The 25309-nt window shown below is 70.1% G+C and carries 21 protein-coding genes and 3 pseudogenes; 2 read left to right on the forward strand and 22 right to left on the reverse strand.

Annotation, left to right across the window (positions count from 1 at the left end; genetic code table 11):
- Positions 1-7: 7 nt before the first annotated feature.
- The 11 genes and pseudogenes from ACRAWB_RS09450 to ACRAWB_RS09500 all read right to left on the reverse strand — a co-directional run bounded on the left by ACRAWB_RS09450 (position 8) and on the right by ACRAWB_RS09500 (position 13702).
- A complete protein-coding gene (locus tag ACRAWB_RS09450; RefSeq protein WP_431353105.1) occupies positions 8-1312 on the reverse strand; it encodes a hypothetical protein in 1305 nt (434 codons plus the stop codon).
- A complete protein-coding gene (locus ACRAWB_RS09455; protein WP_431353106.1) occupies positions 1309-2547 on the reverse strand; it encodes a glycosyltransferase in 1239 nt (412 codons plus the stop codon). Before ACRAWB_RS09455 ends, ACRAWB_RS09450 begins: the two co-directional genes overlap by 4 nt.
- Positions 2544-3617, reverse strand: a complete 1074-nt coding sequence (locus ACRAWB_RS09460) for a glycosyltransferase family 4 protein (RefSeq protein WP_431353107.1) — start codon at positions 3615-3617, stop codon at positions 2544-2546. Before ACRAWB_RS09460 ends, ACRAWB_RS09455 begins: the two co-directional genes overlap by 4 nt.
- A 187-nt stretch (positions 3618-3804) precedes the next feature.
- Positions 3805-5577 carry a DUF4012 domain-containing protein gene (locus tag ACRAWB_RS09465; protein WP_431353108.1) on the reverse strand — a complete coding sequence of 591 codons (1773 nt, stop codon included), beginning with the start codon at positions 5575-5577 and terminating at the stop codon, positions 3805-3807.
- A gap of 116 nt (positions 5578-5693) precedes the next feature.
- Positions 5694-7289, reverse strand: a complete 1596-nt coding sequence (gene guaA, locus ACRAWB_RS09470; RefSeq protein ID WP_431353172.1) for a glutamine-hydrolyzing GMP synthase — start codon at positions 7287-7289, stop codon at positions 5694-5696.
- Entirely contained in the window at positions 7285-7734 is a 450-nt protein-coding gene (locus ACRAWB_RS09475; protein WP_431353109.1) for a DUF3817 domain-containing protein, read from the reverse strand. The genes guaA and ACRAWB_RS09475 overlap by 5 nt, the downstream gene beginning before the upstream one ends.
- A 4-nt stretch (positions 7735-7738) precedes the next feature.
- Positions 7739-8542, reverse strand: coding sequence for an SURF1 family protein (locus tag ACRAWB_RS09480; protein WP_431353110.1), 804 nt, complete (start codon positions 8540-8542; stop codon positions 7739-7741).
- 53 nt (positions 8543-8595) lie between these two features.
- A complete protein-coding gene (locus ACRAWB_RS09485; protein WP_431353111.1) occupies positions 8596-9990 on the reverse strand; it encodes a cation:proton antiporter in 1395 nt (464 codons plus the stop codon).
- A gap of 3 nt (positions 9991-9993) precedes the next feature.
- Entirely contained in the window at positions 9994-10524 is a 531-nt protein-coding gene (locus ACRAWB_RS09490; RefSeq protein ID WP_064109743.1) for a cation:proton antiporter regulatory subunit, read from the reverse strand.
- A gap of 115 nt (positions 10525-10639) precedes the next feature.
- Positions 10640-12480: pseudogene (locus tag ACRAWB_RS09495) on the reverse strand (glycerol-3-phosphate dehydrogenase/oxidase).
- Positions 12481-12583: 103 nt separating this feature from the next.
- Entirely contained in the window at positions 12584-13702 is a 1119-nt protein-coding gene (locus tag ACRAWB_RS09500; protein WP_431353173.1) for a GuaB3 family IMP dehydrogenase-related protein, read from the reverse strand.
- Between the two features lie 70 nt (positions 13703-13772).
- On the opposite strand from ACRAWB_RS09500, the pseudogene ACRAWB_RS09505 reads away from it, so the two are divergent.
- A pseudogene (locus ACRAWB_RS09505) lies at positions 13773-14932 on the forward strand (MalY/PatB family protein).
- A 165-nt stretch (positions 14933-15097) separates the two neighbouring features.
- Here ACRAWB_RS09505 and ACRAWB_RS09510 read toward each other — a convergent pair.
- From ACRAWB_RS09510 to groES, 4 genes and pseudogenes are all read right to left on the reverse strand, one after another.
- A pseudogene (locus ACRAWB_RS09510) lies at positions 15098-15784 on the reverse strand (Ig-like domain-containing protein); the annotation flags it as partial.
- Between the two features lie 408 nt (positions 15785-16192).
- Positions 16193-17695, reverse strand: a complete 1503-nt coding sequence (guaB, locus tag ACRAWB_RS09515; protein WP_431353112.1) for an IMP dehydrogenase — start codon at positions 17693-17695, stop codon at positions 16193-16195.
- An 83-nt stretch (positions 17696-17778) separates the two neighbouring features.
- Positions 17779-18723: an EamA family transporter RarD gene (gene rarD / locus ACRAWB_RS09520; RefSeq protein WP_431353113.1), complete on the reverse strand. Its 945-nt coding sequence runs from the start codon at positions 18721-18723 to the stop codon at positions 17779-17781.
- Positions 18724-18799: 76 nt separating this feature from the next.
- Positions 18800-19096, reverse strand: coding sequence for a co-chaperone GroES (groES, locus tag ACRAWB_RS09525; protein ID WP_055894868.1), 297 nt, complete (start codon positions 19094-19096; stop codon positions 18800-18802).
- A 142-nt stretch (positions 19097-19238) separates the two neighbouring features.
- Here groES and ACRAWB_RS09530 point away from each other — a divergent pair, with 142 nt between their 5' ends.
- Entirely contained in the window at positions 19239-20426 is a 1188-nt protein-coding gene (locus ACRAWB_RS09530) for a THUMP-like domain-containing protein (RefSeq protein ID WP_431353114.1), read from the forward strand.
- Positions 20427-20445: 19 nt separating this feature from the next.
- On the opposite strand, the gene ACRAWB_RS09535 is transcribed toward ACRAWB_RS09530, so the two are convergent.
- From ACRAWB_RS09535 to ACRAWB_RS09565, 7 genes are all read right to left on the reverse strand, one after another.
- Positions 20446-21012, reverse strand: a complete 567-nt coding sequence (locus tag ACRAWB_RS09535) for a DUF4190 domain-containing protein (protein WP_431353115.1) — start codon at positions 21010-21012, stop codon at positions 20446-20448.
- Between the two features lie 124 nt (positions 21013-21136).
- Positions 21137-22219 (reverse strand): tRNA (adenosine(37)-N6)-threonylcarbamoyltransferase complex transferase subunit TsaD, encoded by a 1083-nt coding sequence (tsaD, locus tag ACRAWB_RS09540; protein ID WP_431353116.1) that lies wholly within the window; start codon positions 22217-22219, stop codon positions 21137-21139.
- The gene (gene rimI / locus ACRAWB_RS09545; protein ID WP_431353117.1) at positions 22216-22701 is read right to left on the reverse strand and encodes a ribosomal protein S18-alanine N-acetyltransferase; all 486 of its coding nucleotides are present in this window, start codon (positions 22699-22701) and stop codon (positions 22216-22218) included. Before rimI ends, tsaD begins: the two co-directional genes overlap by 4 nt.
- Positions 22698-23318, reverse strand: coding sequence for a tRNA (adenosine(37)-N6)-threonylcarbamoyltransferase complex dimerization subunit type 1 TsaB (tsaB, locus tag ACRAWB_RS09550; RefSeq protein WP_431353118.1), 621 nt, complete (start codon positions 23316-23318; stop codon positions 22698-22700). The genes rimI and tsaB overlap by 4 nt, the downstream gene beginning before the upstream one ends.
- A 9-nt stretch (positions 23319-23327) precedes the next feature.
- A complete protein-coding gene (gene tsaE, locus ACRAWB_RS09555) occupies positions 23328-23783 on the reverse strand; it encodes a tRNA (adenosine(37)-N6)-threonylcarbamoyltransferase complex ATPase subunit type 1 TsaE (RefSeq protein ID WP_431353174.1) in 456 nt (151 codons plus the stop codon).
- A 47-nt stretch (positions 23784-23830) separates the two neighbouring features.
- Positions 23831-24961 carry an alanine racemase gene (alr, locus tag ACRAWB_RS09560; RefSeq protein WP_431353119.1) on the reverse strand — a complete coding sequence of 377 codons (1131 nt, stop codon included), beginning with the start codon at positions 24959-24961 and terminating at the stop codon, positions 23831-23833.
- The gene (locus tag ACRAWB_RS09565; RefSeq protein WP_363805364.1) at positions 24949-25305 is read right to left on the reverse strand and encodes a holo-ACP synthase; all 357 of its coding nucleotides are present in this window, start codon (positions 25303-25305) and stop codon (positions 24949-24951) included. The genes alr and ACRAWB_RS09565 overlap by 13 nt, the downstream gene beginning before the upstream one ends.
- Positions 25306-25309: the final 4 nt, after the last annotated feature.

Raw genomic sequence — 25309 nt, forward strand, 5'->3', positions numbered from 1 at the left:
GTGCGCGTCATCTTCGGGCCTCCGTCACCGGTCGCCGAAGCGGACGATGGAGATACCGGGGCACATCCCATGCACTCGGGCCGGGCTTGCCGTACCCGTATGCGATCGCGAGCACGAACAGCATGGCGATGAGCCGCCAGCTGAACCCGTCGAAGAACAGGAACGTTCCCGCTACGAAGAGGATCAGCAGACGCGTGAGCTCCGTCCCCTTGACGATCCCCCGCACGATGACGGCCACCAACAGGCCCAGTCCGACCAGACCCATCGCAGCCGCTGTGCGCACGAATTCCTCGTCGAACACGGTGATGCCCTTGACCCCGCTCACGATCCCGTGAGCGAGCAGATCGGGGATCGACGCATAGCCGGTCCCGAAGACGACCTGAAGAGGCTCGCGTCCCAAGAGGTTCCCGGCTGTCGACAGGATGCCCGCCCGGTGCTGGAAGGACGCGGTGGCCAGGACGGCGGAATTCATGAAGACGACGAGGATCGCCATCACCGCAGCGACACCGACGACCGCGGCCACGACCCAGATCAGCGCCGACTTCCGCCACCGGATCCGCATCAACGCCCAGAGGACGAGCACGCCGGCCAGCGTCACAAAGGCACTCCGGGTACCCGCGAACACCATGGTCACGAGCCCCAGCCCGGCAGCGGTGTAGAGCGCGGCCGACTTCGTCCGCACGGCGAACCAGAGGCACACGACGACGGCGAAGCCCACGAGGACGCCATAGGGGATGGGCTGAGCCGTCGTTCCCATTGCCCGGCCGGGAAGGAGCGGAAGCACCTCGTTGACCCGGTGGCTGATGACGTCCGTGCCGTTCGCGCGGGGCCACGGCGCGGGCGCGCGGAGGACTTCCTCCCAGATACCGATGGCGAGCTCGACCACGATGACGATCGGGAACAACGGCAGGAAGACGTTCCGGCTCCTGCTCCCGGCTCCCACCACCGCCACGGCGAACAGCATGAGCAGCACGACGGTCGCCACGTTGAGCAGCACGAGCTTGACCGGCGAACCGAACGAGCCCGCAATACCGGACCACGCGAGGAACGCGGCGAGAACCCACGGGTACTGGAGAGTCCGCAGGTGAGCGCGATCACGGATGATCGCGATCGCCAGGAGCGCGGCCGGCCCGAGCACGGCGATGACCGCCACCACAGCCGACGTCGCGAAGGACGGAATGAGCACGGCGCACGCCAGGCTCGCCACGACGGCGAATTCCAGCGACCGGCTCACGTCACGCCGCACGATCAGCACGAGAGCGGGGACGAGGATCACGGCCGCGAGGACGATGCCGACCACATCGTGCATCACGAGCGCCGCTCCGACCGCGCATGTCCTGCCCGGACCATCGCACTGCGGTAGCTGGCGAGGTAGCGGCGGTGGATCGGCTCGTCGGGGACGAGGTGCGCGCGAGGGACGTCGACGAACCCCGCTGCTTCCCGTTCGGGGAGGGGAGAGACCGCCGAGGCCATCGCATCCGCCCAGGCCTCCGCGCTGTGGAACTCCCCCACCAGCTGGAAGGAGCCGCCGTAGCGCTCGGTCACCTCGGGCAGCCCACCGGTCCTGGAGGCGATGAGCGGCGTCCCGACCGCCAGCGCTTCCGCGGCCGTGCGCCCGAACGGCTCGGGCCACTGGGTCGGGACGAGAGCACAGTCGACCGTCGCGTAGAACTCCGACGGATCCGCCGGGCCGACGTACACGATGTCATCACGCCTGCTCGCGAGGTCGACGATCCAGCGCACGTCGGACGGGGTCCCTGAACCGGCGAGCCGAAGCTCCACGGGCCGCTGAGAACGCTGCGCCAGGAGAAGGAAGGCCTCGATGGCGAGCCAGGTTCCCTTGTCCGAGCCGATCCGCCCGAGGATGCCGAACACGAACTTCTCCCCCGAGGCAACGCGCGCGACGTTCGGCTCGGAGAGGACAGGCTGGTTGTGGATGGTCTCCGCTCGCTCACTCGGCCTGATGGTGCCGTATTCGCGATGACGCTCGACGATGTCGTCACTCACGCCGACGAACAGGTCCGGACGGACGGTCGCGTGACGCAGCGGCGCCTTGCTGACGCGGCAGGCGAGCGCAGTCGGCGGACAGGGTCGACCGTTCCTCCAGTGGTTGCTGGCCATGCACGACAGGTAGTAGTCACGCATCGTGTGCACGATCGGCCAGTTGCGCGCCGCTCTCCATCCGAGCCAGCCGAAACCCGCGAGGTTGTTGGTGTGGACCACGTCCGGAGCGAAGTCGCCGAGCACGCGCCGCAGCGACCGGTACTCGGCCACGCGGGCCAGCTCACCCGCGTGCCAGAAGAGCTTGCCGAGCCGCGACTCGTTCTTGCCGCCGGAAGCGAAGGGCCGGAACGCTCGCGAGGCGATGCGAACCACCGTGACGTCGTCGTCCAGCTCCCTCGAGGCCGTCCCGTCCTCCGGTCCGAGCGCTGCGACCATCACCGTGTGGCCCTCATGGGCGAGGGCGTGCGCGAGCTCGGAGACCGAGCGCTCGGCTCCGCCGACGGTGTACGGCGGATAGGACGTGTTGACGAGCGCGATCCTCACGGTCGTCGCGCTTTCACCCTGATCGCATCCACCATCGTCGCCGCGGCCGCCGCCCAGGTGAACCGCTCCACGTTGCGCCGGCCGAGGTCGACGAGCCGCGAACGCAACCCGTCCTCGGTCTCCAGGCGCTCGAAGAGCGCGACCGCTTCCTCAGGCCGCGTCGGGTCGAATCGCAGGGCCGATTCTCCGGTCACCTCGGGGAGCGACGAGGTGTCGGCGCAGATCACCGGGCACCCCCGCGTCTGCGCTTCGACGACCGGCAGTCCGAACCCCTCATACAGCGAGGGAAAAACGAGAGCCGTGGCGTGCTCCATCAGCCAGTAGATCTCTTCGTCGTCGAGGCGACGGGCGAAGGTGACCATGGAGTTGCTTTCACCCAGACCGCTGGTCCGGGAGAAGACGCGGGAACTTCCTGCGGCACCGACCACGACCGCCGGGATGCCGCGCCGGGCGAAGGAGCGCAGCACCGGCGCCAGATTCTTGCGCTCGGCGAGCGTGCCGACGAAGAGGGCGAAACGCTCGGGAACCTCCAGATCCGGCTTCCTCGAAGGCGGCGCAGAGGCGTGGTCCGCACCGCACAGGGCAACGGTCAGGCGCGACTCGGGAACGTGAACCACCTCAGCGATCTCTTGAGCGCTGAACTGCGAGATGGTGAACACCCGCCTCGCCGTGCGTGTCAGCGTCCAGTAGAGGATGGTGTACCAGAGGGCGAAGGCTCGGCTGAAGGTGTCGCGATAGCGGAAGGTGCTCGCGTCGAACAGCACGACCGACTGGTTCAGCTTCAGCAGCGGCGCCGGCCCGCTCAGGTTGATCAGATGCCTCCCGAAGGAGAGCACCGGCAGGGCGAGCTGTTCGAACAGCACCCCGGAGAGGCGGGATCGGACCACAGGAGTTCCTGCGGCCCACGGCGGAATCACCGCATCCTTCGGCACGAGGAGCGTCGCCCGAACGTCGTCGCGCTTCAGCAGTTCCCGAGTGACCTCGGCCGCATATCGTTCCGTTCCGGTTATCGGCTTGGACATCCAACGGCCGTTGACCATCAGCTCCACGGAGTCACCGGTGCGCTTCACGCCGGCGTCCTCGTTCGGAGCATCAACGCGTCGCGCTCCCGTTTCGGGTCTGGCTCGCATTCACACTCCGCATTCGTGGCTGGGGTCGGTGCCGATCATCCGAGCTGGCTCACCGACGGCAGGTTCCCCTCTGGACGCCGTGACGGCGCGAGCGAAACATCTGTCATAGTATCAACCGCCCGGATCCCTACCGGCTCGTGCAACGCGGAGCGTCCACCGTGACCTCTGTCGGGTGCAGCATGGGAGTCGTGCGAAGCGCGGGTGCCGCGTACTCGCCCTGCGCACCCTGGAACGAGACCGAGAGCTCGGTCTGCTGGCCGGGCGCCATGATGGTCGAGAACGCGACGACGGGCCGGCCCAGATCGTCGGTGGTGATCCCCTGGACGGTGTATGCCGCGGGCTTCACGATGGACGACGCGATCGCCTTGGTCCCGGGCGGCCCGTAGACGAACACCTCGGTCTGGAAGTCCCCCTTGTCCAAACGCGCGCTGGCCACGTACTTGGGAAGTCGAGCGGCCGCTTCGGCCGAGATCAACGAGGTGAGCGTTACCCCGACCGTGTACTTCGGCGCTCGGGCCTGGCAGGTGTCGGTGGTGAGGTGGGCCGCCGTCTGGAGGTAGTAGTCCATCTTCGATGCGGAGATGTCACGGAAGAAGACGCCCGTGGTCGTCGACGCCTTGTTGTCCGTGGGGAGCACGCCGGAAAGCGGCGTCGTGGCCAGGAACTTCTGCTCGTCCGGGTGGCTGCTCCAGAACATGATGCGGTTCTCGTCCACCCCCTGAGCCACCGCACGCAGGAGGCTCGTCGGCTGAGCCTTGGTCGTGGTGAGCGCGTTGAAGATCTTGAGGGCGGCCTCGGCGAAGAAGGGATCCGTCATCGCGTTGGTCTGGGCGTCGTTCTTTCCCTGATAACGGAAGTAGACCTGATTCAGGAGGAGTTCGACGACGTTCTTGTTGGTGAGTTGATCGCCGGTGGCGAGATCGACAGGACCTGTCGCACCCAGGATGTGAGCGAGAGCGACCGGATCGATGGAGATGACGCCGTCGACTGGACCGCCGACGTCCTTGCTCCACCACCCCTGGATGATCTGCGCGGCCGTCGGGAAGTCCGGACGGCTGGTGGCCAGGTTGAGCCTCGTGTACATCAGGGGGTTGTACAACGCCTCCGCACTGGCGACCGGCGGGATGATCGGGCTCCCGTCCTGCCAGGGGATGGTGGAACTCGATGCCTGCCTGCCGACACCGATGGAGCCGTTGTCGATGACCACCTCGGTGAGCGAGGCCGAGGAGCCGCCGAGCGCCGTGCTCTCAGCGAGGTTCTGGAAGACGAGGACGTAATGGCGCGGACCGTCGGCGCCGAGCATCCCGGGCAGCACGTCGAGTGTGGAGCTGGCTGTCGCCAGCGCGCCGTCTGCCGACGTGAGCATCGACGTCAGCTTGGTGCCCGCCGTCTTCACCGCGCCGATCGTGCCGCCGAGGTCGATCTCGCGAGCCGAAACGGTGGTGCGATGCAGTTCCTCCGACGCCGGCTTGAGAGCGGCAGCGAGCTTCCGGATCGGGGTCGGGTCGATGCGGCCGCCCGCCGGCTTCAGCGACGCGATGCTGATGCCGTCCGCCGCGCGCGCGACCGGGGTGATCGTCTTCGTGGCCACACGGTCGACGGCCTCCGCCATCTCGCGGACAGCGGTGAGGTTCTTGCCCAGGACGGGGACGTACTCGGCCGCCCGCCAGAGCGGGTCGTTGGTGTCCGCGGCCGCGTCCGCCGTGGCCTTCGACAGCTTCTTGGCGGAGTCCTGGATGCCGTCCAGGTTCATCGCCATGGCCTGCGTCTTGATCTGGCCGACGAGCGCCTGGGCCTGTTCGAGGGAGCTCTTGGCACTGAGAGCACGGAAGCCGATCCAGCCACCGACGACCGCCAACACGAGAACGACGCCGCCGATGATCGACAGCGTCGTGATCAACCGGACCGGTCGTTTCTTCTTGCGGGCATGCCGGACGGCATACGCGCGCTCCCCTTGCCAACAGTCACGCTTGGCACTCTAGCGCAGCCCCTCCGGCCGAACCTGAGCACCCCACGTCACTCCCACTCGATGGTCCCCGGCGGCTTCGACGTGACGTCGAGCACGACGCGGTTGACGCCGTCCACCTCGTTGGTGATGCGGTTCGAGATCTTCGCCAGGAGGTCGTAGGGCAGTCGCGTCCAGTCCGCGGTCATCGCGTCCTCGCTCGAGACCGGGCGCAGCACGATGGGGTGGCCGTAGGTGCGGCCGTCGCCCTGCACGCCCACCGAGCGGACGTCCGCGAGCAGCACGACCGGGCACTGCCAGATCTCCTGGTCGAGTCCGGCGGCGGTCAGCTCGGCCCGGACGATCGCGTCCGCGTCGCGCAGCAGGTCGAGACGATCCTGCGTCACCTCGCCGACGATGCGGATGCCGAGACCCGGACCGGGGAACGGCTGGCGGCCGACGATCTCCTCCGGGAGACCCAGCTCGCGGCCGATCGCGCGCACCTCATCCTTGAACAGCGTCCGCAGCGGCTCGACGAGCTCGAACTGCAGGTCTTCCGGCAGGCCGCCCACGTTGTGGTGGCTCTTGATGTTCGCGGTGCCGGCGCCGCCGCCCGACTCCACGACGTCCGGGTACAGCGTGCCCTGGACGAGGAAGCGGATCGGGTCGCCCTCGCTCGCGGCCTCGGCGATGAGGTCGGCCTGCGCCTGCTCGAAGACGCGGATGAACTCGCGGCCGATGATCTTGCGCTTGGTCTCCGGGTCGCTGACGCCCGCGAGCGCGCTCAGGAACTGCTCCTGCGCGTTCACGGTCACCAGCCGGATGCCGGTGGCCTTGACGTAGTCCTCCTCGACCTGACGGGCCTCGTCCTTGCGGAGCAGGCCGTGGTCGACGAAGACGCAGACGAGCTGATCGCCGACGGCCTTGTGCACGAGCGCCGCGGCCACAGCGGAGTCGACGCCGCCGGACAGGCCGCAGATGACGCGGCCGGAGCCGACCTGCGCCTTGATCGCCGCCACCTGGTCGGCGATGACGTTGCCGCTGTTCCAGTCGGCCGGGATGCCCGCGGCGCGGTGCAGGAAGTTCTCCAGCACGGCCTGGCCGTACGTCGAGTGCTTCACCTCGGGGTGCCACTGCACGCCGTAGAGCCGGCGCTCGTCGTTCGCGAACGCGGCGACCGGGGTGCCGTCCGTGGAGGCCAGCACCTCGAAGCCCTCGGGGGCACGGGAGACGGAGTCGCCGTGGCTCATCCACGCCGTCTGCTCGTCCGGCTGGCCGTCGAGCAGGACGCCCGAATCGGAGATGCGGACCGCGGTCGAGCCGTACTCGCGCTGGCCGGTCTTCGCGACCTCGCCGCCGAGCGCGGTGGCCATCACCTGGAACCCGTAGCAGATGCCCAGGACGGGCACGCCGAGGTCGAGGATCGCCTCGTCCAGACGCGGGGCTCCCTCCTCGTACACCGACGACGGACCGCCGGAGAGGACGATGCCCGCGGGCCGCTTCTCGGCGATCTCTGCGGCCGTGACGGTGTGCGGCACGATCTCGGAGTACACGTTGGCCTCGCGCACGCGGCGCGCGATCAGCTGGGCGTACTGCGCGCCGAAGTCGACGACGAGGACGGGACCGGTCGGGTTCGCCGAGTCGGCCGGGTTCGTTGAATCGCTAATGTGTCGCCTCCGCGAGGGTCGTGGCCTCGGCCTCGCGGCCGGCCAGGTAGGACTTCACCTGCTTGGTGATGCGCGCCTCCACGAAGAAGGAGAGGAACGGCACGACGCCGCCGAGGGCGATCATGACGAACTTCGTGAAGGGCCAGCGCATCAGACTCCACAGGCGGAAGTCCGAGATCAGGTACACGACGTAGAGCCAGCCGTGCGCGATGAGGATGCCGGTGCTCAGGTCGACGCCCGTCGGCGCCACCGCGGTCTGCACCGGGACGAAGGTGAGCGCGCCGTAGTTGCTGAACGCGAAGAGCTGGTAGCCCATCCCGTACTTGACGATCATCTCGGCGCACAGCAGGAGCAGCATGATGCCCGTGATGTACGCGAACACCTGGTAGAACCGGAGCGCCCCGCGGATCTTCGGGAAGTCTTCGAGCTTGGGAGCGAGGGGCATGGGTCTATTCTACGGTGCCCGCGGTGGCGGATTCCTGCGCTTCGGCCGAGGCTTCGGCCTGCTCGCGCTCCTCGTCCTCGCGCGCCTTCGCATCCTTCACCAGGCGGTACCAGAGGAACACCGCGAAGCCCGCGAAGATGATCCACTCGGCGGCGTAGAACACGTTCAGCCAGTTGAGCTCGGTCTGCGCGATCGGCGGCGGAGAGTCGATCTGCACCAGGCCCTCGGGGGCGCCGCGCTGGACGACGTACGCGGCGTAGACGTCCATCCCGTCGACGCCGTGCCAGAGGTTGTAGAGCTGGCCGACGCCGAGGCTCCGCATCGCGGTCGGGTCGTTCTTCTTGTCGTTCGGAAGCTCCGGCTGCTCGTCCGGCAGGATGCGGCCCACGATGCGCTGCTCGGACGCCGGCTCCTCCGCGAGCCGGGCCATCGCGGCCTTCGCCGTCGCCTCGTCGGCCGCCCAGCCGCGCGCTACGGCGAGCGCCACCGGCTTCCCGTCGCGCTCCAGGTTGACGTGGCCGACGACCCACCAGCCGCTCTTCCCGTCGTTGAGCCGGCCTTCGAGCAGCTGGTCGTCGCCGGGGACGAACGTGCCAGTGAACTCGACGAGCTGCCCGACCGCCACATCCTTCAACGGCGCACCCGGACCCGCGACCTGCGCGAGCGGGAGGACGGTCTCGGTCGGCGCCTCGACGGCCTTGCCGGACTCGACCGCGCGCTCCAGCTGCCACTGGCCGAGCCAGGCGAAGCCGGCGGCGAGCAGCAGCGCGAAGATCAGCGCGCCGATCCACCGCGGGCGCAGCATCATCTGGAAGAGGGTCGTCTCGCTCTGAGGCGGCCGTCCCGTCGTGGTCTCGATCGTCAGTCCCGTTCCCGTTCGCCGGCCGGCTCCCCGGCCCGCTCCGTGTTCATGTCGTGCTCCTGCATCGCCGCCTCGACCATCCGGTCGACGGCGCGCTGCGTCTCGTCCGCGCTCCGTGTGTCGCGCTGCGCGTCGGGGTCGAGGTCGGCCGTTGCCGCCTCTACCAGTGCGATCTGCTCGTCGAGCATGGGATCGCGCTTCTTCTTCTTCCGTTCGCGCCGCCGCTTGGGGCCGGACCTGAGGATCATCGCACCGATCTTCTCGGAGTTCGCTGCAAGGATCGGCCCGAGCACGGCCATGATCAGCACGTAGAGGCCCGCGAACGGCTGGATGCGTTCGTCCAGCCCGGCGGCGAGCGACAGCGTCGCCAGGATCAACGCGAACTCGCCGCGGTTCTGCAGGATGACCGTCGTGTTGATGCCGGCCTGCACGCCGAAGCCGTTGATCCACGCGACGAACTGCCCCGCCGCGATGTTGAGCACGATCGTCAGGAGCACCGCGACGAGCACGGGGACGATGACCGACGGGAACTGCGCCGGGTTGAGCGCCAGGCCGAAGTTGAGGAAGAAGAACGCGGCGAAGACGTCCCGCAGCGGGATGGCGATGTGCTCGATCTTGTTGCGGTACTTCGTCGCCCCCAGCACGAGGCCGATCAGGAACGCGCCGATCGCATCCGTGACGCCCAGGATCTCGCCGATCCCCGCGAAGAGCACTGCGAATCCGAAGAACAGGATGGTGAACAGCTCGTCGTCCTTGGTGCGGAACAGCCGAGACACGAAGCGGCCGCCCCAGCGCGCGATCGTGAACATCACGACGAGGAAGGCGAACGCGATCGCCAGCTTGCCGACGACCGGCCAGAAGTCGGTCTCGCCGCTCAGCACGACGGACACGATCGCGAGGTAGATCGCGATGAAGATGTCCTCGACCACGGTGACGCCCAGGATCATCGGCGTCTCCGTGTTGGCCAGCCTGCGCAGCTCGATGAGGAGTTTGGTGACGATCGCCGACGACGAGGTCGCCGTCATCCCGGCGATGATCAGCGCCTCCCGGGTGCCCCAACCGACCATGAAGCCGAAGATCAGGCCCACGCCCATGTTGATGAGGATGTAGGAGCCGCCGGAGACGATCAGCTTGCCGAAGTTGCCGAAGAACTCGTCCTGGTCGAATTCCAGGCCCAGGTTGAACAGCAGCAGGATGAGCCCGAAGACCGCGATCAGCTCGATGTAGTGGCTCTCGAAGTTGAGCGGGAACCAGCCGGTGTGCGGGCTCGCCAGCAGGCCGACGAGCATGTAGATCGGAATCGCGGGAAGGCCCACCAGCTTGCCGAGCCGCCCCAGCACGTACGCGACGAGCAGGAGGAGTCCGAGGACGATGAGGTCTTCGCCGAGGTGCATCGATCAGCCTCCGGGCGGAGCGTCGGCGGTGGCACGGGCGGCGATCTCGCCCGTGCGGAAGAACGCGAAGGCCTTCGCGACCTTCTCCGGCGTCCCGGCGACGACGAGCGTGTCGCCGGGGAAGACCTTGAAGTCGGGAGCGGGGGCCGGGTTGGCGGAGTCGCCGCGCACGACCGCCACGACGGTGAGCCCCACGAAGCCGCGGTCGCCGGGTGCACCCAGCTGCTGGCCGGCGATGTGGTCGTCGTAGTCGACGGTGAACCAGTCGATGCTGAGGCCCGGGATCTGGTCGAGCGCGGTCAGCGTCTCGGTGATCTGCGTGCCGCCGAGCAGTTCGGCGAGCGTGTGCGCCTCGTCCTCGCTGAGACGGAGCGAGACCTTGGTGACGTCGCTGCCGTCCTCGTGGTCGGAGAACGTGATCAGATCGCTGTGGCCGGACCGGTGGGCGATGACGCCGACCTTGCCTCCGTCGTCGGTGACGAAGGTGTGCAGCACCCCGACCCCGGGGAGCTTGACCCGTCGAACGTCAACCATCATCCGTCTCCATCCGCCGGGTTCGCCGGCATAAGGGGGTGAGACTCCAGCCTACCGGAGGCGCAGAGGGGCCCTCCCGGGATCGCGTCCCGGGAGGGCCCCTCTGCGGCGGTTCTCAGCCTTCGGTCGCCGGGGCGTCCTCTCCGCCGGCGCCTTCGACGTCCTTGGGCGCTTCGTCGGCCTTGGTGGGCGTGCCCGCCTTGGCGCCGCGCGCCTTCGCCGGAGCAACGTGCTTGGCCGCAGCCGCGTCCACCTCCACGATGTCCGGGGCTTCGAGGCGGATGCGGTCGGCCGACTCGTCGTCGGGCTGCAGCTGGCTGGCCCGCTCGGCCTCGACCCGCTGCAGGTACGTCTTGACCTCGCGCTCCTCGCGCGCCTTGTCCCAGCCGAGCACGCGCGCCAGCAGGGACGCCGCGACCGGCGCGGCCGAGACGCCGCGGTCCCAGGCTTCGATCGAGATGCGGGTCCGACGGGCGAGCACGTCCTCCAGGTGCAGCGCGCCCTCGTGGCTCGCCGCGTAGACGACCTCCGCCCCGACGTAGTCGTCCGCGCCGGGCAGCGGATCGGCGAGGGACGGATCCTCGCGGATGAGCGCCAGGATGTCTTCGGCGAACGTGCCGTAGCGGTTGAGCAGGTGCTCGATCCGCGCGACGTGCAGGCCGGACTCCTTCGCGATACGGTGCCGGCGGTTCCAGGCGGCCTGGTACCCCTCGGCTCCGACGAGCGCGATCTCCATCGTGGTGGAGGCGGGGATCTTGCCGTCGAGCGCGCTGACCGCGGAGTCGACCGCGTCCTTCGCCATCACCCGGTACGTAGTCCACTTGCCACCCGCGATGACGACGAGGCCCGGTACCGAGTGGGCGACCAGGTGCTCGCGCGACAGCTTCGACGTCTGCTCCGACTCCCCGCGAGCAGCGGCCGCAGGCCCGCGTAGACGCCCTCGACGTCCTCCCGGGTCAGCGGCACGTTCAGCACCTCGTTGACGTGCGCGAGCAGGTAGTCGATGTCGGCCGCCGTCGCCGCCGGGTGCGCCTTGTCGAGGTGCCAGTCGGTGTCCGTGGTGCCGATGAGCCAGTGGCGCCCCCACGGGATGACGAACAGCACGCTCTTCTCGGTGCGGAGCAGCAGGCCCATCTTCGACTGGAAGCGGTCCCGCGGCACGACGAGGTGGATGCCCTTCGACGCGCGCACCTTGAACTGCCCGCGCTCGCCCACCATCGACTGGGTGTCGTCCGTCCACACGCCGGTCGCGTTGACGACCTGCTTCGCGCGGATGTCAAACCGCTCGTCCGTCTCGAGGTCGTGCGCCCGCACGCCGACGACGCGCTCGCCCACCTTGATGAAGCCCTCGACGCGGACGCGCGGGGCGACGTGCGCGCCGTAGTGTGCGGCCGTGCGGACCAGGTTGGCAACGTACCGGGCGTCGTCCACCTGCGCGTCGTAGTACGTGATGCCGCCGACCAGCGCATCCTTGTTCATCGAGGGGATGGCGTTGAGCACCTGACGCTTGCTGAGGTGCCGGTGGTGCGGGACGCCCGGAGGACGCCCGCCGGTGTACGAGAAGATGTCGTAGAGCATCATCCCGGCGCCGATGTAGAAGCGCTCCCAGACCCGCTTGTGCAGCGGGTAGAGGAACCGCACCGGCTTCACGAGGTGCGGTGCGATGCGCTGCAGCAGCAGCCCGCGCTCGATCAGCGCCTCGCGCACCAGACGGAAGTCGAGCTGTTCGAGGTAGCGGATGCCGCCGTGGACGAGCTTCGACGACCGGCTGGAGGTGCCGGACGCGAAGTCGCGCGCCTCCACCAGTCCGACGCTCAGTCCGCGCGTCGAAGCGTCGACCGCGGAGCCAGCGCCGACGATGCCGCCGCCGACGACCAGGATGTCGAGCTCGGTGTCCTTCAGCGCCGCGATCGCCGCCGCCCGCTCCGCCGGCCCGAGGCGCGACGGATAGGTCACAGCCGGGTTGGAGGCGGGGGTGGCGTGCCTGTCGCCGCCCGGAGCCGATTGCGTATCCGTCATCGTTCTCTCCTCCCCGGCCGCCATCGGCCGGCGTGTTGTCCTACTGCGTTCGGTAGGGCGCGACGACCACCTCGACGCGCTGGAACTCCTTCAAGTCCGAGTATCCCGTCGTGGCCATGCTTCTCCGCAAGGCTCCCACGAGATTCGCAGAGCCCTCGGCGACCGGAGCCGGACCGTACAGGATCTCCTCGAGCGGGGCGATCTGGCCGACCGCGACGCGGTTGCCGCGCGGCAGCTGGGAGTGGTGCGCCTCGGCGCCCCAGTGCCAGCCGCCGCCGGGCGCGTCCGTGGCGCGGGCGAGCGTCGTGCCGAGCATGACCGCGTCGGCGCCGCAGGCGATCGCCTTGACGATGTCGCCGGAGCTGCCGAGGCCGCCGTCGGCGATGACGTGCACGTAGCGGCCGCCGGACTCATCCATGTAGTCGCGACGCGCACCGGCGACGTCGGCCACCGCGGTGGCCATGGGCGCGTGGATGCCGAGGGTCGAGCGCGTGGTGGACGCGGCACCCCCGCCGAAGCCGACGAGCACGCCCGCGGCGCCGGTCCGCATCAGGTGCAGGGCGGCGGTGTAGGTGGCCGCGCCGCCGACGATGACCGGCACATCCAGCTCGTAGATGAACTTCTTGAGGTTGAGCGGTTCGACGTTCTTCGAGACGTGCTCCGCAGACACGGTGGTGCCGCGGATGACGAACAGGTCGACGCCCGCCTCGACCACCGTCTGGTACAGCTCCTGCGTGCGCTGCGGCGAGAGCGCGCCGGCGACGGTGACGCCGCCCTCACGGATCTCGGCGAGGCGACGGGTGACCAGCTCGGGCTTGATCGGCTCGGCGTAGATCTCCTGCATGCGGGATGTCGCGCGCTCGGCGGGCAGCTCGCGGATCTCGGCGAGCAGCGGCTCCGGGTCCTCATAGCGCGTCCACACGCCTTCGAGGTCGAGGACGCCGACGCCGCCCAGCTGGCCCATCATGATGGCCGTCGTCGGCGACACCACCGAGTCCATGGGCGCAGCGAGGAACGGGATGTCGAACTGGTACGCGTCGATGGTCCAGGAGACCGAGACGTCCTCGGGGTCGCGGGTGCGACGGCTCGGAACCACCGCGACGTCATCGAAGGCGTACACACGGCGGGCGCGCTTGGCGCGCCCGATCTCGATCTCCATACTCACGCGCTTCAGTCTAGGCCGCACAGGCGGGTGGGCCAGTGCCGGGTGACCGTGGGACAGTGGACGCGTGAAGGTCGAAGCCGAACCCCTGAGCCGTCTCCGCCTGCGCACCAGCGAGAAGTGGCGCGCGTATCCCGACGACGTGCTGCCGCTCTTCGTGGCCGAGATGGACTATCCGCTGGCCCCGTCGATCGCCGAGGCGCTGCACGCCGCCGTCGACCGCAGCGACACCGGGTACATCGGCCCGGACGACCGGACGCAGCGCGCGTTCGCCGGGTTCGCGCAGCGGCGCTGGGGCTGGGAGGTCGACCCGGCGTGGACCCGGACCACCACCGACGTCGGCGTCGTCATCGTGGAGTCACTGCGCGCCCTCATCCGGCCGGGCGACCGCGTGGTCATCACTCCCCCGGTCTATCCGCCGTTCTATGACTTCATTCCCGAGGCGGGCGGTGTCGTGGAGGAGGTGCCGCTGCTCTCCGGCGGGACGGACGGCGCCGGCTGGGCGCTCGACCTCGACGGCCTGGAGCGGGCGTTCGCCGGCGGCGCGACGGCGTTCCTGCTCTGCAACCCGCACAACCCGCTCGGCCTCGTGCACCCGCGCGACGAGCTTGCAGCCGTCGCTGCGCTCGCGGCGCACCACGGCGTCCACGTCGTCAGCGACGAGGTGCACGCGCCGCTGACCCACCGCGAGGCGACGTTCACCCCGTTCCTGTCGGTGTCGGACGAGGCCCGCCGGGTCGGCATCGCCGCCCACGCCGCGTCGAAGGCGTGGAATCTCGCCGGCCTCAAGTGCGCCCTCTTCGTGACCGCTTCTCCCGAGCAGGCGGAGCGGATCCACGCGCTGCCGATCGAAGTGGAGGTGCGCACCAGCCTGTTCGGACGCATCGCCACCGAGGCCGCCTACACCTCCGGCGCGGAGTGGCTGGAGGGAGCGCTCACCGCGATCGAGACGAACCGCGCGCTCCTGTCGGTGCTGCTGACCGACCGGCTGCCGCGCGTCGGCTACCGTGAGCCGCACGCGAGCTACCTGGCGTGGCTCGACTTCCGGGAGCTCGGCTGGGGCGACGACCGGCGGCACGCATCCTCGAGGAGGCGCGCGTCGCGGTGAACCCCGGGACGGATTTCGGCGCGCAGGGGGCCGGATTCGTCCGGCTCAACCTCGCGTGCTCGCCCGAGGTGCTGACGGATGCGATCGACCGGATCGCCGACGTCGCGCGGCGGGGCTGAGCAGCCTCCACAGCACGAGCGCCACCACGGCGAGCGCGGTCGCGACCGCCACGGAGGACCCGATCCAGGAGTTCGCGATCGGAAGCGGGCGCGGCAGCACCACCTCGAACGCGACGGTCGCGGTGGTCGGACCTCCCCGCCGGCGGCCTGCGCGACCGTGAGCCCCGCCCGGCCGGCGGGCAGGCTCGCGGTGGTGAGCGACCAGGCACCCGCCGCATCCACGGTCGTCGTCCCCACCACGCGGCCGCCCGAACCGGTGACCGTCACGGTCGCGCCCGGTTCGCCGGTCCCCGACACGGTGGGTGTCGAGGTGCCCACCGTCGCGGACGTCGCGGGCGACGTCACGGCAACCGGGATGACGTGCGCCACCTGGGCGAGGTAGCCGGCGAACACCGTGATCGCCGCGTTCCGCTGGTCGGTCAGGTCGGTGAGTCCGCGGTTGTACTCCAGGAACGAGATGTACGTGTTGGAGGTGTACGCCGACTCCACCGCGGCGCGGAGGTCGGCCTGCGTGCGGGGAGTGGACGGGAAGCGGTTGGTCAGGAAGTCGACGACGCGCTTCCGCTCGGTGAGCCCGGTGAAGTAGGCGGTCAGCAGGTCCGCGTACGGGGTCTGCGGGGCGGCCGCGCGGAGAGCGGTGAGGTTGACGGCGTCGAGGTCGGCGCGGAGGTCGTCCGTCGAGAAGCGTCCGTTCGGGTTCCCGAAGTCGGCGGCGGCAGCCGCCTGGACCGCCGCCGGTCCGCCCGCGACGGATCGGATGTCGGTCATCAGGTCGGTGATGTCGCCCGCGAAGCCGCCGAGGTCGGCCGCAGCGGTGCTCGGCGGCGTGCCCAGGCTCATCGTGGCGAACATGTGCACCGCGTCCGTGGTCTCGCCGTTCGGCAGGGTCACCTCGCGCAGTCGCTTCAGATCGGCCGCGGACGTCCCGTTCCGGGCGTCCTGCTCGTCGACGTACGCCTCGAAGTCCGGGTCACGCTGGCCGCCGAGGGTCTGCCACCGGGAGTCGTCGTAGTCGGGGTTCGCCGTCCGGACGTACACCAGGACCAGCTGATCCACCGCGTCGCCCGGGTGCGCGGACGCGTACTGCCGGGCGTACGTCTCGAGCGGAGCCAGGTCGCCGACGAGCTCGCCGAACGATGAAGGGGATGCAGCCGCCGCCGGACCCGCGACAGTACCGGCCAGGATGAGCCCGGCCAGTACTGCGGCGAGGTGTTTGACGGTCAATCGGGTCGCTTTCGGGTAGGCGGCCGCTGGGCCGGCTCAGCGACGGTAGTTGGGCGCCTCCACGACCATCTGGATGTCGTGCGGGTGGGACTCCTTGAGCCCGGCCGCCGTGATGCGGACGAACTTGCCGTTCGACTTGAGCTCAGGGATGGTGCGCGCCCCGACGTAGAACATCGACTGACGCAGGCCTCCGACCAGCTGGTACGCGACGGCGGAGAGCGGTCCGCGGAACGGCACCTGCCCCTCGATGCCCTCGGCGATCAGCTGCTCGTCGCTGGGCACATCCGCCTGGAAGTACCGGTCGCGCGAGTAGGAGGTCTTCTTGCCGCGGGTCTGGAGGGCGCCGAGCGACCCCATGCCGCGGTAGTTCTTGAACTGCTTGCCGTTGACGAAGACGAGCTCGCCCGGCGACTCGGAGGTTCCCGCGAGGAGCGAGCCCAGCATGACGCTGTCCGCGCCCGCGACGAGCGCCTTGGCGATGTCGCCCGAGTACTGCAGGCCGCCGTCCGCGATGAGGGGGACGTTCGCCTCGCGCGCCGCGAGGGACGCCTCGTACACCGCGGTCACCTGCGGAACGCCGACACCCGCGACGACGCGCGTGGTGCAGATGGAGCCGGGGCCCACGCCGACCTTGATGGCGTCGGCTCCCGCGTCGATGAGCGCCTGGGCGCCGGAGCGGGTCGCGACGTTGCCGCCGATCACGTCGACGTGCGACGCGCGCGGCTCGGCCTTGAGTCGGCGGATGATGTCGAGCACGCCGGCGCTGTCGCCGTTGGCGGTGTCGACCACGATGACGTCCACGCCCGCGTCGACCAGGGTCATCGCGCGGTCCCAGGCGTCGCCGAAGAACCCGATCGCGGCGCCGACGCGCAGGCGGCCCTCGTCGTCCTTGGTGGCGTCCGGGTACTTCTCGCTCTTGTCGAAGTCCTTGACGGTGATGAGGCCGCGGAGCTTGCCGTCGGCGTCCACCAGCGGCAGCTTCTCGATCTTGTGCTCGGCGAAGATGGCGACCGCGGAGTCCGGGTCGATGCCGACCGGTGCCGTGATGAGCGGCATCCGGGTCATGACGTCGCGGACCTTCGTGGTCGACCGCTCGAACGGCGAGACGAAGCGCATGTCGCGGTTCGTGATGATGCCGACGAGGGTGCCGTCCGGCTCGACCACCGGGAGGCCGCTGACGCGGAACTGGCCGCAGAGCGCATCCACTTCTTCGACGCTGGCGTCAGGGGTCGTCGTGACCGGGTTGGTGATCATGCCCGACTCGGAGCGCTTCACCTTGTCGACGTGCGACGCCTGATCCTCGATGGAGAGGTTGCGGTGGATGATGCCGATGCCGCCCTGGCGCGCCATGGCGACGGCCATACGCGACTCGGTGACGGTGTCCATCGCACTCGACAGCAGCGGAGTGGCCATCGAGATGCGCTTGGTCAGGCGAGTCGAGGTGTCAGCCTCGCTCGGGATGACGTCGGTGTGCCCCGGGAGCAGCATGACGTCGTCGTAGGTCAAACCGATGAAACCGAACGGATCGGGCTGATCCATTTCACCCCTATCAAGAAGATGCGCGACTGTGGATGCTCAATGGTAACGGCAGAACCTGGGCGGCTATTCCGCGATTTGGGGACTCAGTCGACGGTCGCGAGATCGAGCTCGGCGGCCCGCTTCCCCTGGCGCGCGGCGACGATCATGTCGACGCTGAGGATGACGAGCGCGAGCCACACGATCGCGAAGCCCAGCCAGCGCTCGGGCGGCATCGCCTCGTGCAGCACGGCGACGCCGACGACGAACTGGATGATCGGCGCGAAGTACTGGATGAAGCCCATGAAGACGAGCGGGAGGCGGCGGGACGCGGCGGCGAAGAACAGCAGGGGAACGGCGGTGATCACGCCGGCGCCGACCAGCAGGACGGTGTGCCACGGCCCCTCGGTGCCGAGCGTGAGACCGGCCGTCACGCCGACCACGATCAGCTGGATGACGGCGACGGGCGTCAGCCACATCGTCTCCAGGGTCAGACCGGACAGTGCATCGACGCGGCCGCCGACCCGCTTCTTGATGAGGCCGTAGAGGCCGAAGGAGAACGCGAGGATGAGCGCGATCCATGGCACCGAGCCGTAGCCGACCGCGAGCACGATGACGGCCACCACGCTGACGCCGACGGCGACCCACTGCGCGATCCTCAGCCGCTCGCGCTGGACGAGGACCCCGAGAAACACCGTGACGATCGGGTTGATGAAGTAGCCGAGCGCCGCTTCGACGACGTGGCCGCTCACCGTCGCGAGAACGTAGGTCTGCCAGTTGACGTATATCAGCACGCCGGCGAGCCCCATCGTCAGCAGGACCCGGGTGTCCCGCATCAGAGCGCCGAACTGCCGCCATGTGCGCGTGACGGTCAGCGCGATGGCGCAGAACCCGAGCGAGAACACGATCCGCCAGGCGACGATCTCCCACGCGCCGGCAGGGGCGAGCGCCAGGAAGTAGATGGGCAGGATGCCCCAGAGCACGTACGCCGAGACCGCGTAGATGAGTCCGGACGTGCGGTGGGAGGAGAGATCGGCGGAGGGTGTTGACACTCGTCCGACTCTACCTCGCGCCAACGACGACGGCCCGGCTGCTCAGAGCAGCCGGGCCGTTACGAAGAGGGGTGCGTCAGCGGACGACGACCGCCAGGACGTCGCGGGCGGACAGGACCAGGTAGTCCTCGCCGCCGAACTTGACCTCGGTGCCACCGTACTTGGAGTAGATGACCTTGTCGCCGACGGCGACGTCGAGCGGGACGCGGTTGCCGTTGTCGTCGATGCGACCCGGGCCCACGGCGACGACCTCGCCCTCCTGCGGCTTCTCCTTGGCGGTGTCGGGGATGACCAGACCGGACGCAGTGGTCTGCTCAGCCTCGACCTGCTTGATGACGATGCGATCCTCGAGCGGCTTGATGGAGACCGACACGTTGACCCCTTTCCTGTGAAGAACAGTGTCTTGACGAAGACTGATTAGCAAACTCGCACTGAGAGTGCTAACACGAGTCTAGGGGTGCGTTAGCAGTCCCGCAACGTGAGTGCCAAGCTCTGTGGAAAGGTACCGTTGAGGCATGGAACGGTCCGAGCTGGTCGCGCTGCTGAGCCCGGAAGGGCTCCGTCTCCTCGACTCGCTGCCACCGTACCGCAGCGAGAAGGATGTGCTCCGGATCGTCAGCGACCTGCGCAAGCAGGGCCACTCCCCCGCGCTCGTCGCGGCCGTGCTGACCCAGTCGAAGCTCCGCCGCAAGGCGCAGGCGAAGTTCGGCGACTTCGCGTCCAGCATGCTGTTCACCGAGGCGGGGCTGGAGCAGGCGACGCGTCTCCCTGTGGCCGCCCGTCACGCGGGCCGGTTCCGTGCAGCGGGCCTGCACCGCGTCGCCGATCTGGGGTGCGGCATCGGCGGCGACGCCCTCGCGCTCGCCGCTCTCGAGCTCGAGGTGACCGGGGTGGATGCGGACGAGGTCACCGCCGCCATCGCCTCCTTCAACCTGGCGCCCTTCCCGACCGCGACGGTCGAGCAGAAGCGCGCAGAGGACGTCGACCTCCGCGCCATCGACGGCGTCTTCCTCGACCCCGCACGACGCACCGCCGGGCACACGCAGACCGAGCGCTTGGTCGACCCGGACGACTACACGCCGTCGCTCGGCTTCGCCTACGAGCTGGCGACCGGCCGGTCGGTCGGGCTGAAGCTCGGCCCCGGGTTCGACCGCGACCTCATCCCGTCCACCGCCGAGGCGCAGTGGGTCTCCGCCGACGGACAGGTGGTCGAGCTCGGCCTCTGGTTCGGCGCGCTGGCCCGCCCGGGGATCCGCCGGGCCGCGCTCGTGCTGCGCGGCGACCAGGCCGACGAGCTCGTGGCCGACGCGGACAGCGTGGACGAGGAGCCCGGTCCGCTCGGCGAGTACCTGTACGAGCCCGACGGCGCGGTCATCCGCGCACGCCTCATCGGCGATCTGGCCCGGCGCCTCGGCGGCCGGATGCTCTCGGAGCAGATCGCCTACATCACCGCCGACGCGCCCGTCGAGACGCCCTTCGCCTCCGGTTTCCGCATCCTGGAGACCCTGCCGGCCGGCGAGAAGGACCTGAAACGCGCGCTGCGCCAGCGCGGCATCGGCACCCTGGAGATCAAGAAGCGCGGTGTGGATGTCGACCCGGCCGCCCTGCGGAAGCGTCTGGCGCTGAACGGCGACCGCCCGGCGACCCTGATCCTCACCAGGGTGGCCGGGCGGCACACGGCACTGCTCGCCGAGCGGATCTAGGCCGCTCGGCGCTGCGCGCTCAGTAGGTGTTGTAGTTGGCGAGGCTCGCGAAGACGATCGCCAGGATGATCCAGTAGATGATCGCGATGGCGATGCTCACGAAGCCCAGGATGATGCCGGTCAGCCAGAAGCCGCGGGCCTGCGGCTCCTTGTTCCTGCCGATGAAGCCGAGCACCACGGCGGCCACGCCGAACAGGAAGCCGATGCCCCAGACCAGGTTGATCAGCAGGCCGACGATGCCGCCGACGAGCGACAGGATGCTGAGGATGGGCGACTTCGCGGCGGGCTGCCCGTAGGGCTGAGTGTAGCCCGGGGCGGGCTGGCCATAGGCGGGCTGGGCGCCGTACGGCTGGCCCGGCTGCTGACCGTACGGCTGCTGACCGTAGGGCTGCTGGCCGTAGCCCGGCGCGGGAGGCTGCTGGCCGTATCCCGGAGCCGGCGGCTGCTGGCCGTAGCCGGGAGCGGGCGGCGGCACAGCACCGGTGTCACCCGCGGGTGCCGCGGGCGGGGTCGGAGGCGGCGGGGGGACCGAGCCGTTCTGCGTGTTCGGGTCCACCGGGTCGGTGGGGGCGTTCGGATCGGTCATGAGACCCATCTCCTTCATCGTGGAGGCTCTGGTGATCCAGCGACTCCGCGGAAGTCGCCTTCCTGAGAGAACGCTGTAACGGTTCCATGGTGGCAGGGCCTTCGCGAGAGTGTCAACGCACGTGTCAGCGCGCGACCTGGATCTCCGTCACGGGGAGGGTGGAGTCGGCCGAGAACGTCAGCTCGCTCGGCGCATGGCCCGCCTGGATCAGCTGAGCCCCGAGCGCTGCGATCATCGCGCCATTGTCGGTGCACAGCGAGAGGGCCGGGATGCGCAGTGCGACGCCCGCCTCCGCCGCGCGCTGCACGGCGACCTGCCGCACGCGCGCATTCGCGACGACGCCGCCGCCCAGCAGCAGCCGGGGGACGTCGTGGTCGCGGCAGGCGGCGAGCGCCTTCGTGATGAGCACGTCGACGACCGCCTCGCGGAAGGATGCGGCGACGTCGGCGACCGGCACTTCCTCGCCGGCGTCCTGGCGCTGCTCCACCCAGCGCGCGACCGCCGTCTTGAGGCCGGAGAACGAGAAGTCGTAGCGGTGCTTCTCGAGGTCCTTCGGACGGGTCAGCCCGCGCGGGAAGCGGATGGCGGTCGGGTCGCCGTCTGCCGCGACGCGGTCGATCTGCGGGCCGCCGGGGTACGGCAGACCGAGCACGCGTGCGACCTTGTCGAACGCCTCCCCGGCCGCGTCGTCGATCGTCTCGCCCAGGAGCTCGACATCCGACACCAGGTCGCGCACCAGCAGGAGGGAGGTGTGGCCGCCCGACACCAGCAGTGCGATGGTCGGCAGCTCGACGGGGTGCCCCGGACCGCCGGACGCGTCGAGCAGGTCGGCCCCGACGTGGCCGACGAGGTGGTTGACCGCGTAGAGCGGCTTGCCGAGCGACACGGCGAGCGCCTTCGCCGCGCCGACGCCGACCATGAGCGCGCCGGAGAGGCCCGGCCCGCTGGTCACCGCGATGGCGTCCACGTCGGACAGTTCGATGCCCGCGTCGGCGACCGCCGTGCGCAGGGTCGGCTCCAGCGCCTCCAGGTGGGCTCGCGCCGCGACCTCGGGCACGACACCGCCGTACCGCGCGTGCTCCTCCATCGACGACGCGATGGTGTTGGAGAGCAGGGTGGTGCCGCGGACGATCCCGACGCCGGTCTCGTCGCAGGAGGTCTCGATGCCGAGGACGAGCGGCCCGTCGGCGGATATGGCGGAGGTCATGCGATGGTCGTCTCCGGGGTCGGGACGGTGAGGCGCATCACGAGGGCGTCCACGCCGTCCGGCTGGTAGTACTTCGGGCGCACGCCGATCTCCTCGAAGCCGAGGGCCCGGTACAGCGTCTGGGCTCCGGGGTTGTCGGCACGCACCTCCAGGAACACCTCGCGGGCGCCGCGGTTGCGCGCCTCGCCGATCAGGGCGAGCATCAGTGCGCGGCCGAGTCCCCGGCGGCGGGCCTGCGGCGCCACGGCGATGGTCTGGATGTCGCCCTCGCCTCCCCCGCGCGGCGCCAGCAGCCCGGCGTACCCGTCGATCCGCTCGGGAGTCTCGGGCTCGAACGCGACCAGGTAGTAACCGTGCTCGCCGGTCACTTCGGAGAGCATGGACCGCTCCGACCAGGCGTCGGTGACGAAGATCGAGCGCTCCAGCTCCATGATCGCCGGGACATCGGCGGCCTGCGCGCGCCGCAGCTGGTACGCGGTCATGCGGTCACCCGCTTGGGTCCGGCCGAGAGGGTCACGTCCGGCGAGCGCAGGTAGAGGGCGTCGTCGGCGTCCATCGGGAGCCTGTTGGCGTAGCGGAGCTCGGCGAGCATCCCGAGCCGGCCGGCCGGCACCACGTCGGTCTCGATGCGCGGGACCTCGGGATGCGGCAGCTCGTCGGGCTTGGCGAGGCCCGGGCCGTCGAGGCGGATCGGCAGCCCGAGGTCGTCGGCTCCGGCGTAGGCGGTCCAGTACCGCTCTCGGCGGCGGGCGTCCGTCACCACCAGCAGCGGACCGGTCGCGCCGGCCGCGTACTGGTCGTACGCGACCGCGTCGTGGCTGACCACCGGGACCAGAGGCTTCCCTGCACCGATCGCGAACGCCTTCGCAGCGGCGATCCCGACGCGCAGGCCCGTGAACGGGCCCGGCCCCATCCCGGCGACGACGCCGGACAGCGCGCGCACCTCGACGCCCGCGACGCGCAGCGCCTCGTCGATCAGGGTGCCGATCACCTCGGCGTGCCGCATGGTGTCGGTCTCGATCACCTCGGAGATGACGCCGGCGTCGAGGTCGACCACCGCGACGCTCGTTCCGGCGGAGGTGTCGATGGCGAGGAGCATAGCTCCAGCCTAAGCGGGATCGGCGGCCCAGCGCGGGCCGAAGCCGGTGAGGGTGACCGTGCGCGGCTCGTCGACCTCGTCGCCCTCGTCCTCCGCCCCGGACCCTTCGTCGGCGCCGGTCGGCCGCTCGATCGCGACCTCCAGCCACGACTCCGCGACGCCGTCGAGCATCCCGCTCCCCCACTCCACGACGACGACCGAGCGGGCGAAGTCGATGTCGAGGTCGTCCAGCTCGAGCGCGCTGGAGAGGCGGTACGCGTCCACGTGCACGAGGGGCGCGCCGCCGGAGAGGGCGGGATGCGTCCGTGCGAGCACGAAGGTGGGGCTGGTCACCGGGCCGCGCACGTCCAGGCCTTCGCCGATGCCGCGCGTCAGCGTCGTCTTCCCTGCCCCGAGCGGGCCGGAGAGCACGACCAGATCGCCCGCACGCAGGACGGCCGCGAGCTCGAGGCCCAGCGCGTGCATGTCGTCCGCCGTGGCGACACGACGGGTGGCGGGCAGGGCGACGGCGCTCACTGCGCTCCTCCGACGAACGTGCGCTTCAGCCGCCCACCGAGGCGCGTGACGATCTCGTAGTTGATCGTGCCGGCCGCCTCGGCCCACTCGTCTGCTCCCGGCACTCCGGTCGCCGGGTCGCCGAACAGGACGACCTCGTCCCCGACCTGGACGTCGAGGTCTCCGACGTCCACCACGAACTGGTCCATGGCGACGCGCCCGCTGATGCGGAACGTCCGTCCACCGATCGACACCGGGCCGGCGTTGGACGCGTGCCGCGGGATGCCCTCGGCATACCCGAGCGGAACGAGCGCGAGGGTCGTCTCCTCGGTCGTGCGGTAGGTGTAGTCGTACGAGACGCCCTTGCCCGCGGGCACCCGGCGCACCGCCGCGACCCGGCCGCGCAGCGTCATCGCGGGACGCAGCCCCAGCTCCGCGCCCGCGCCCCGGCCGAACGGCGACAGGCCGTAGATCGCGATGCCGAGCCGCACCAGGTCGTAGCGCGCGTCCGGGAGCGTGAGCGCACCCGCGCTGGCCGCGATGTGCCGCAGGGCGGGCTCGATCCCGGCCTCGCGCGCACGGGCGAGCGCGCGTTCGAACACGGCGACCGCCGCGCGGTCGTCCTCGGGCGAGGCGTTCGACAGGTGCGAGAAGATCCCGCGGACGACGATCGTGCCGTCCGTCTCCAGCTCCCGCGCCCGGACGAACACCGCGTCCCACTCGTCCTCGGCGATGCCGTTCCGGCTGAGGCCGGTCTCGACCTTGAGCTGCACGAACACCGGGCCGTCGGCGACCACAGCGGCTCGGGCGGCCGCCTCCAGCTGCCGCAGCGACGACAGGCCCAGATCGATCCGGGCGCGCGCGGCCGCGGCGAAGTCCTCGTCCGGGTCGTGCAGCCACGCCAGCACCGGCGCGTCGATGCCCGCGTCCCGCAGCGCCAGACCCTCGGCGATCTCCGCCACGCCCAGCCAGTCGGCGCCTCCGGCGAGCGCCGCGCGGGCGCTCTCCACGGCGCCGTGGCCGTACGCGTCCGCCTTGACGACCGCCATCACGTGGGGCGTGCCGACGACCTCGCGCAGACGCGCGACGTTCGCGGTCACCGCATCCAGATCGACGACCCGCTCGCGGAACTCCGTCACGGCGCGCACTCCGTCACGACGAACGCCGTGGCGACCCCCGCATCGTGCGTCATGGACACGTGGATGCGGACGATGCCGCGCTCGCGCACCTGCGCCTCGACCACGTTGTGCAGCACGAAACCGGGGTTCCTCTCCTCGTCGGGGACGATCTCCATGTCGTGCCAGCGCACGCCCTCGGAGCCGCCCAGCGCCTTGATCAGCGCCTCTTTCGCCGCGAACCGCGCGGCGAGCGAATGCACGGGAAGCGGTCGCTCCGCCTCGGTGAACAGCCGCTCGCGCAGCTTCGGGGTGCGCGCGATCGACCGCTCGAAGCGGGCCAGATCGACGACGTCGACCCCGATGCCGGCGATCACGGCG

The organism is Leifsonia poae, assembly GCF_050632865.1.
In the GTDB taxonomy this organism is placed as follows: Bacteria; Actinomycetota; Actinomycetes; order Actinomycetales; family Microbacteriaceae; genus Leifsonia; species Leifsonia poae_B.

Bases quoted from the DNA above. Each gene is read 5' to 3' on its own strand.
- guaB (WP_431353112.1), bottom strand. From the start codon at position 17,695: ATGGATCAGCCCGATCCGTTCGGTTTCATCGGTTTGACCTACGACGAC.
- ACRAWB_RS09500 (WP_431353173.1), bottom strand. From the start codon at position 13,702: ATGGAGATCGAGATCGGGCGCGCCAAGCGCGCCCGCCGTGTGTACGCC.
- ACRAWB_RS09480 (WP_431353110.1), bottom strand. From the start codon at position 8,542: ATGATGCTGCGCCCGCGGTGGATCGGCGCGCTGATCTTCGCGCTGCTG.
- ACRAWB_RS09475 (WP_431353109.1), bottom strand. From the start codon at position 7,734: ATGCCCCTCGCTCCCAAGCTCGAAGACTTCCCGAAGATCCGCGGGGCG.
- tsaB (WP_431353118.1), bottom strand. From the start codon at position 23,318: ATGCTCCTCGCCATCGACACCTCCGCCGGAACGAGCGTCGCGGTGGTC.
- ACRAWB_RS09535 (WP_431353115.1), bottom strand. From the start codon at position 21,012: ATGACCGATCCGAACGCCCCCACCGACCCGGTGGACCCGAACACGCAG.
- ACRAWB_RS09530 (WP_431353114.1), top strand. From the start codon at position 19,239: ATGGAACGGTCCGAGCTGGTCGCGCTGCTGAGCCCGGAAGGGCTCCGT.
- ACRAWB_RS09485 (WP_431353111.1), bottom strand. From the start codon at position 9,990: ATGCACCTCGGCGAAGACCTCATCGTCCTCGGACTCCTCCTGCTCGTC.
- tsaD (WP_431353116.1), bottom strand. From the start codon at position 22,219: ATGACCTCCGCCATATCCGCCGACGGGCCGCTCGTCCTCGGCATCGAG.
- rimI (WP_431353117.1), bottom strand. From the start codon at position 22,701: ATGACCGCGTACCAGCTGCGGCGCGCGCAGGCCGCCGATGTCCCGGCG.
- ACRAWB_RS09490 (WP_064109743.1), bottom strand. From the start codon at position 10,524: ATGGTTGACGTTCGACGGGTCAAGCTCCCCGGGGTCGGGGTGCTGCAC.
- tsaE (WP_431353174.1), bottom strand. From the start codon at position 23,783: ATGCACGCGCTGGGCCTCGAGCTCGCGGCCGTCCTGCGTGCGGGCGAT.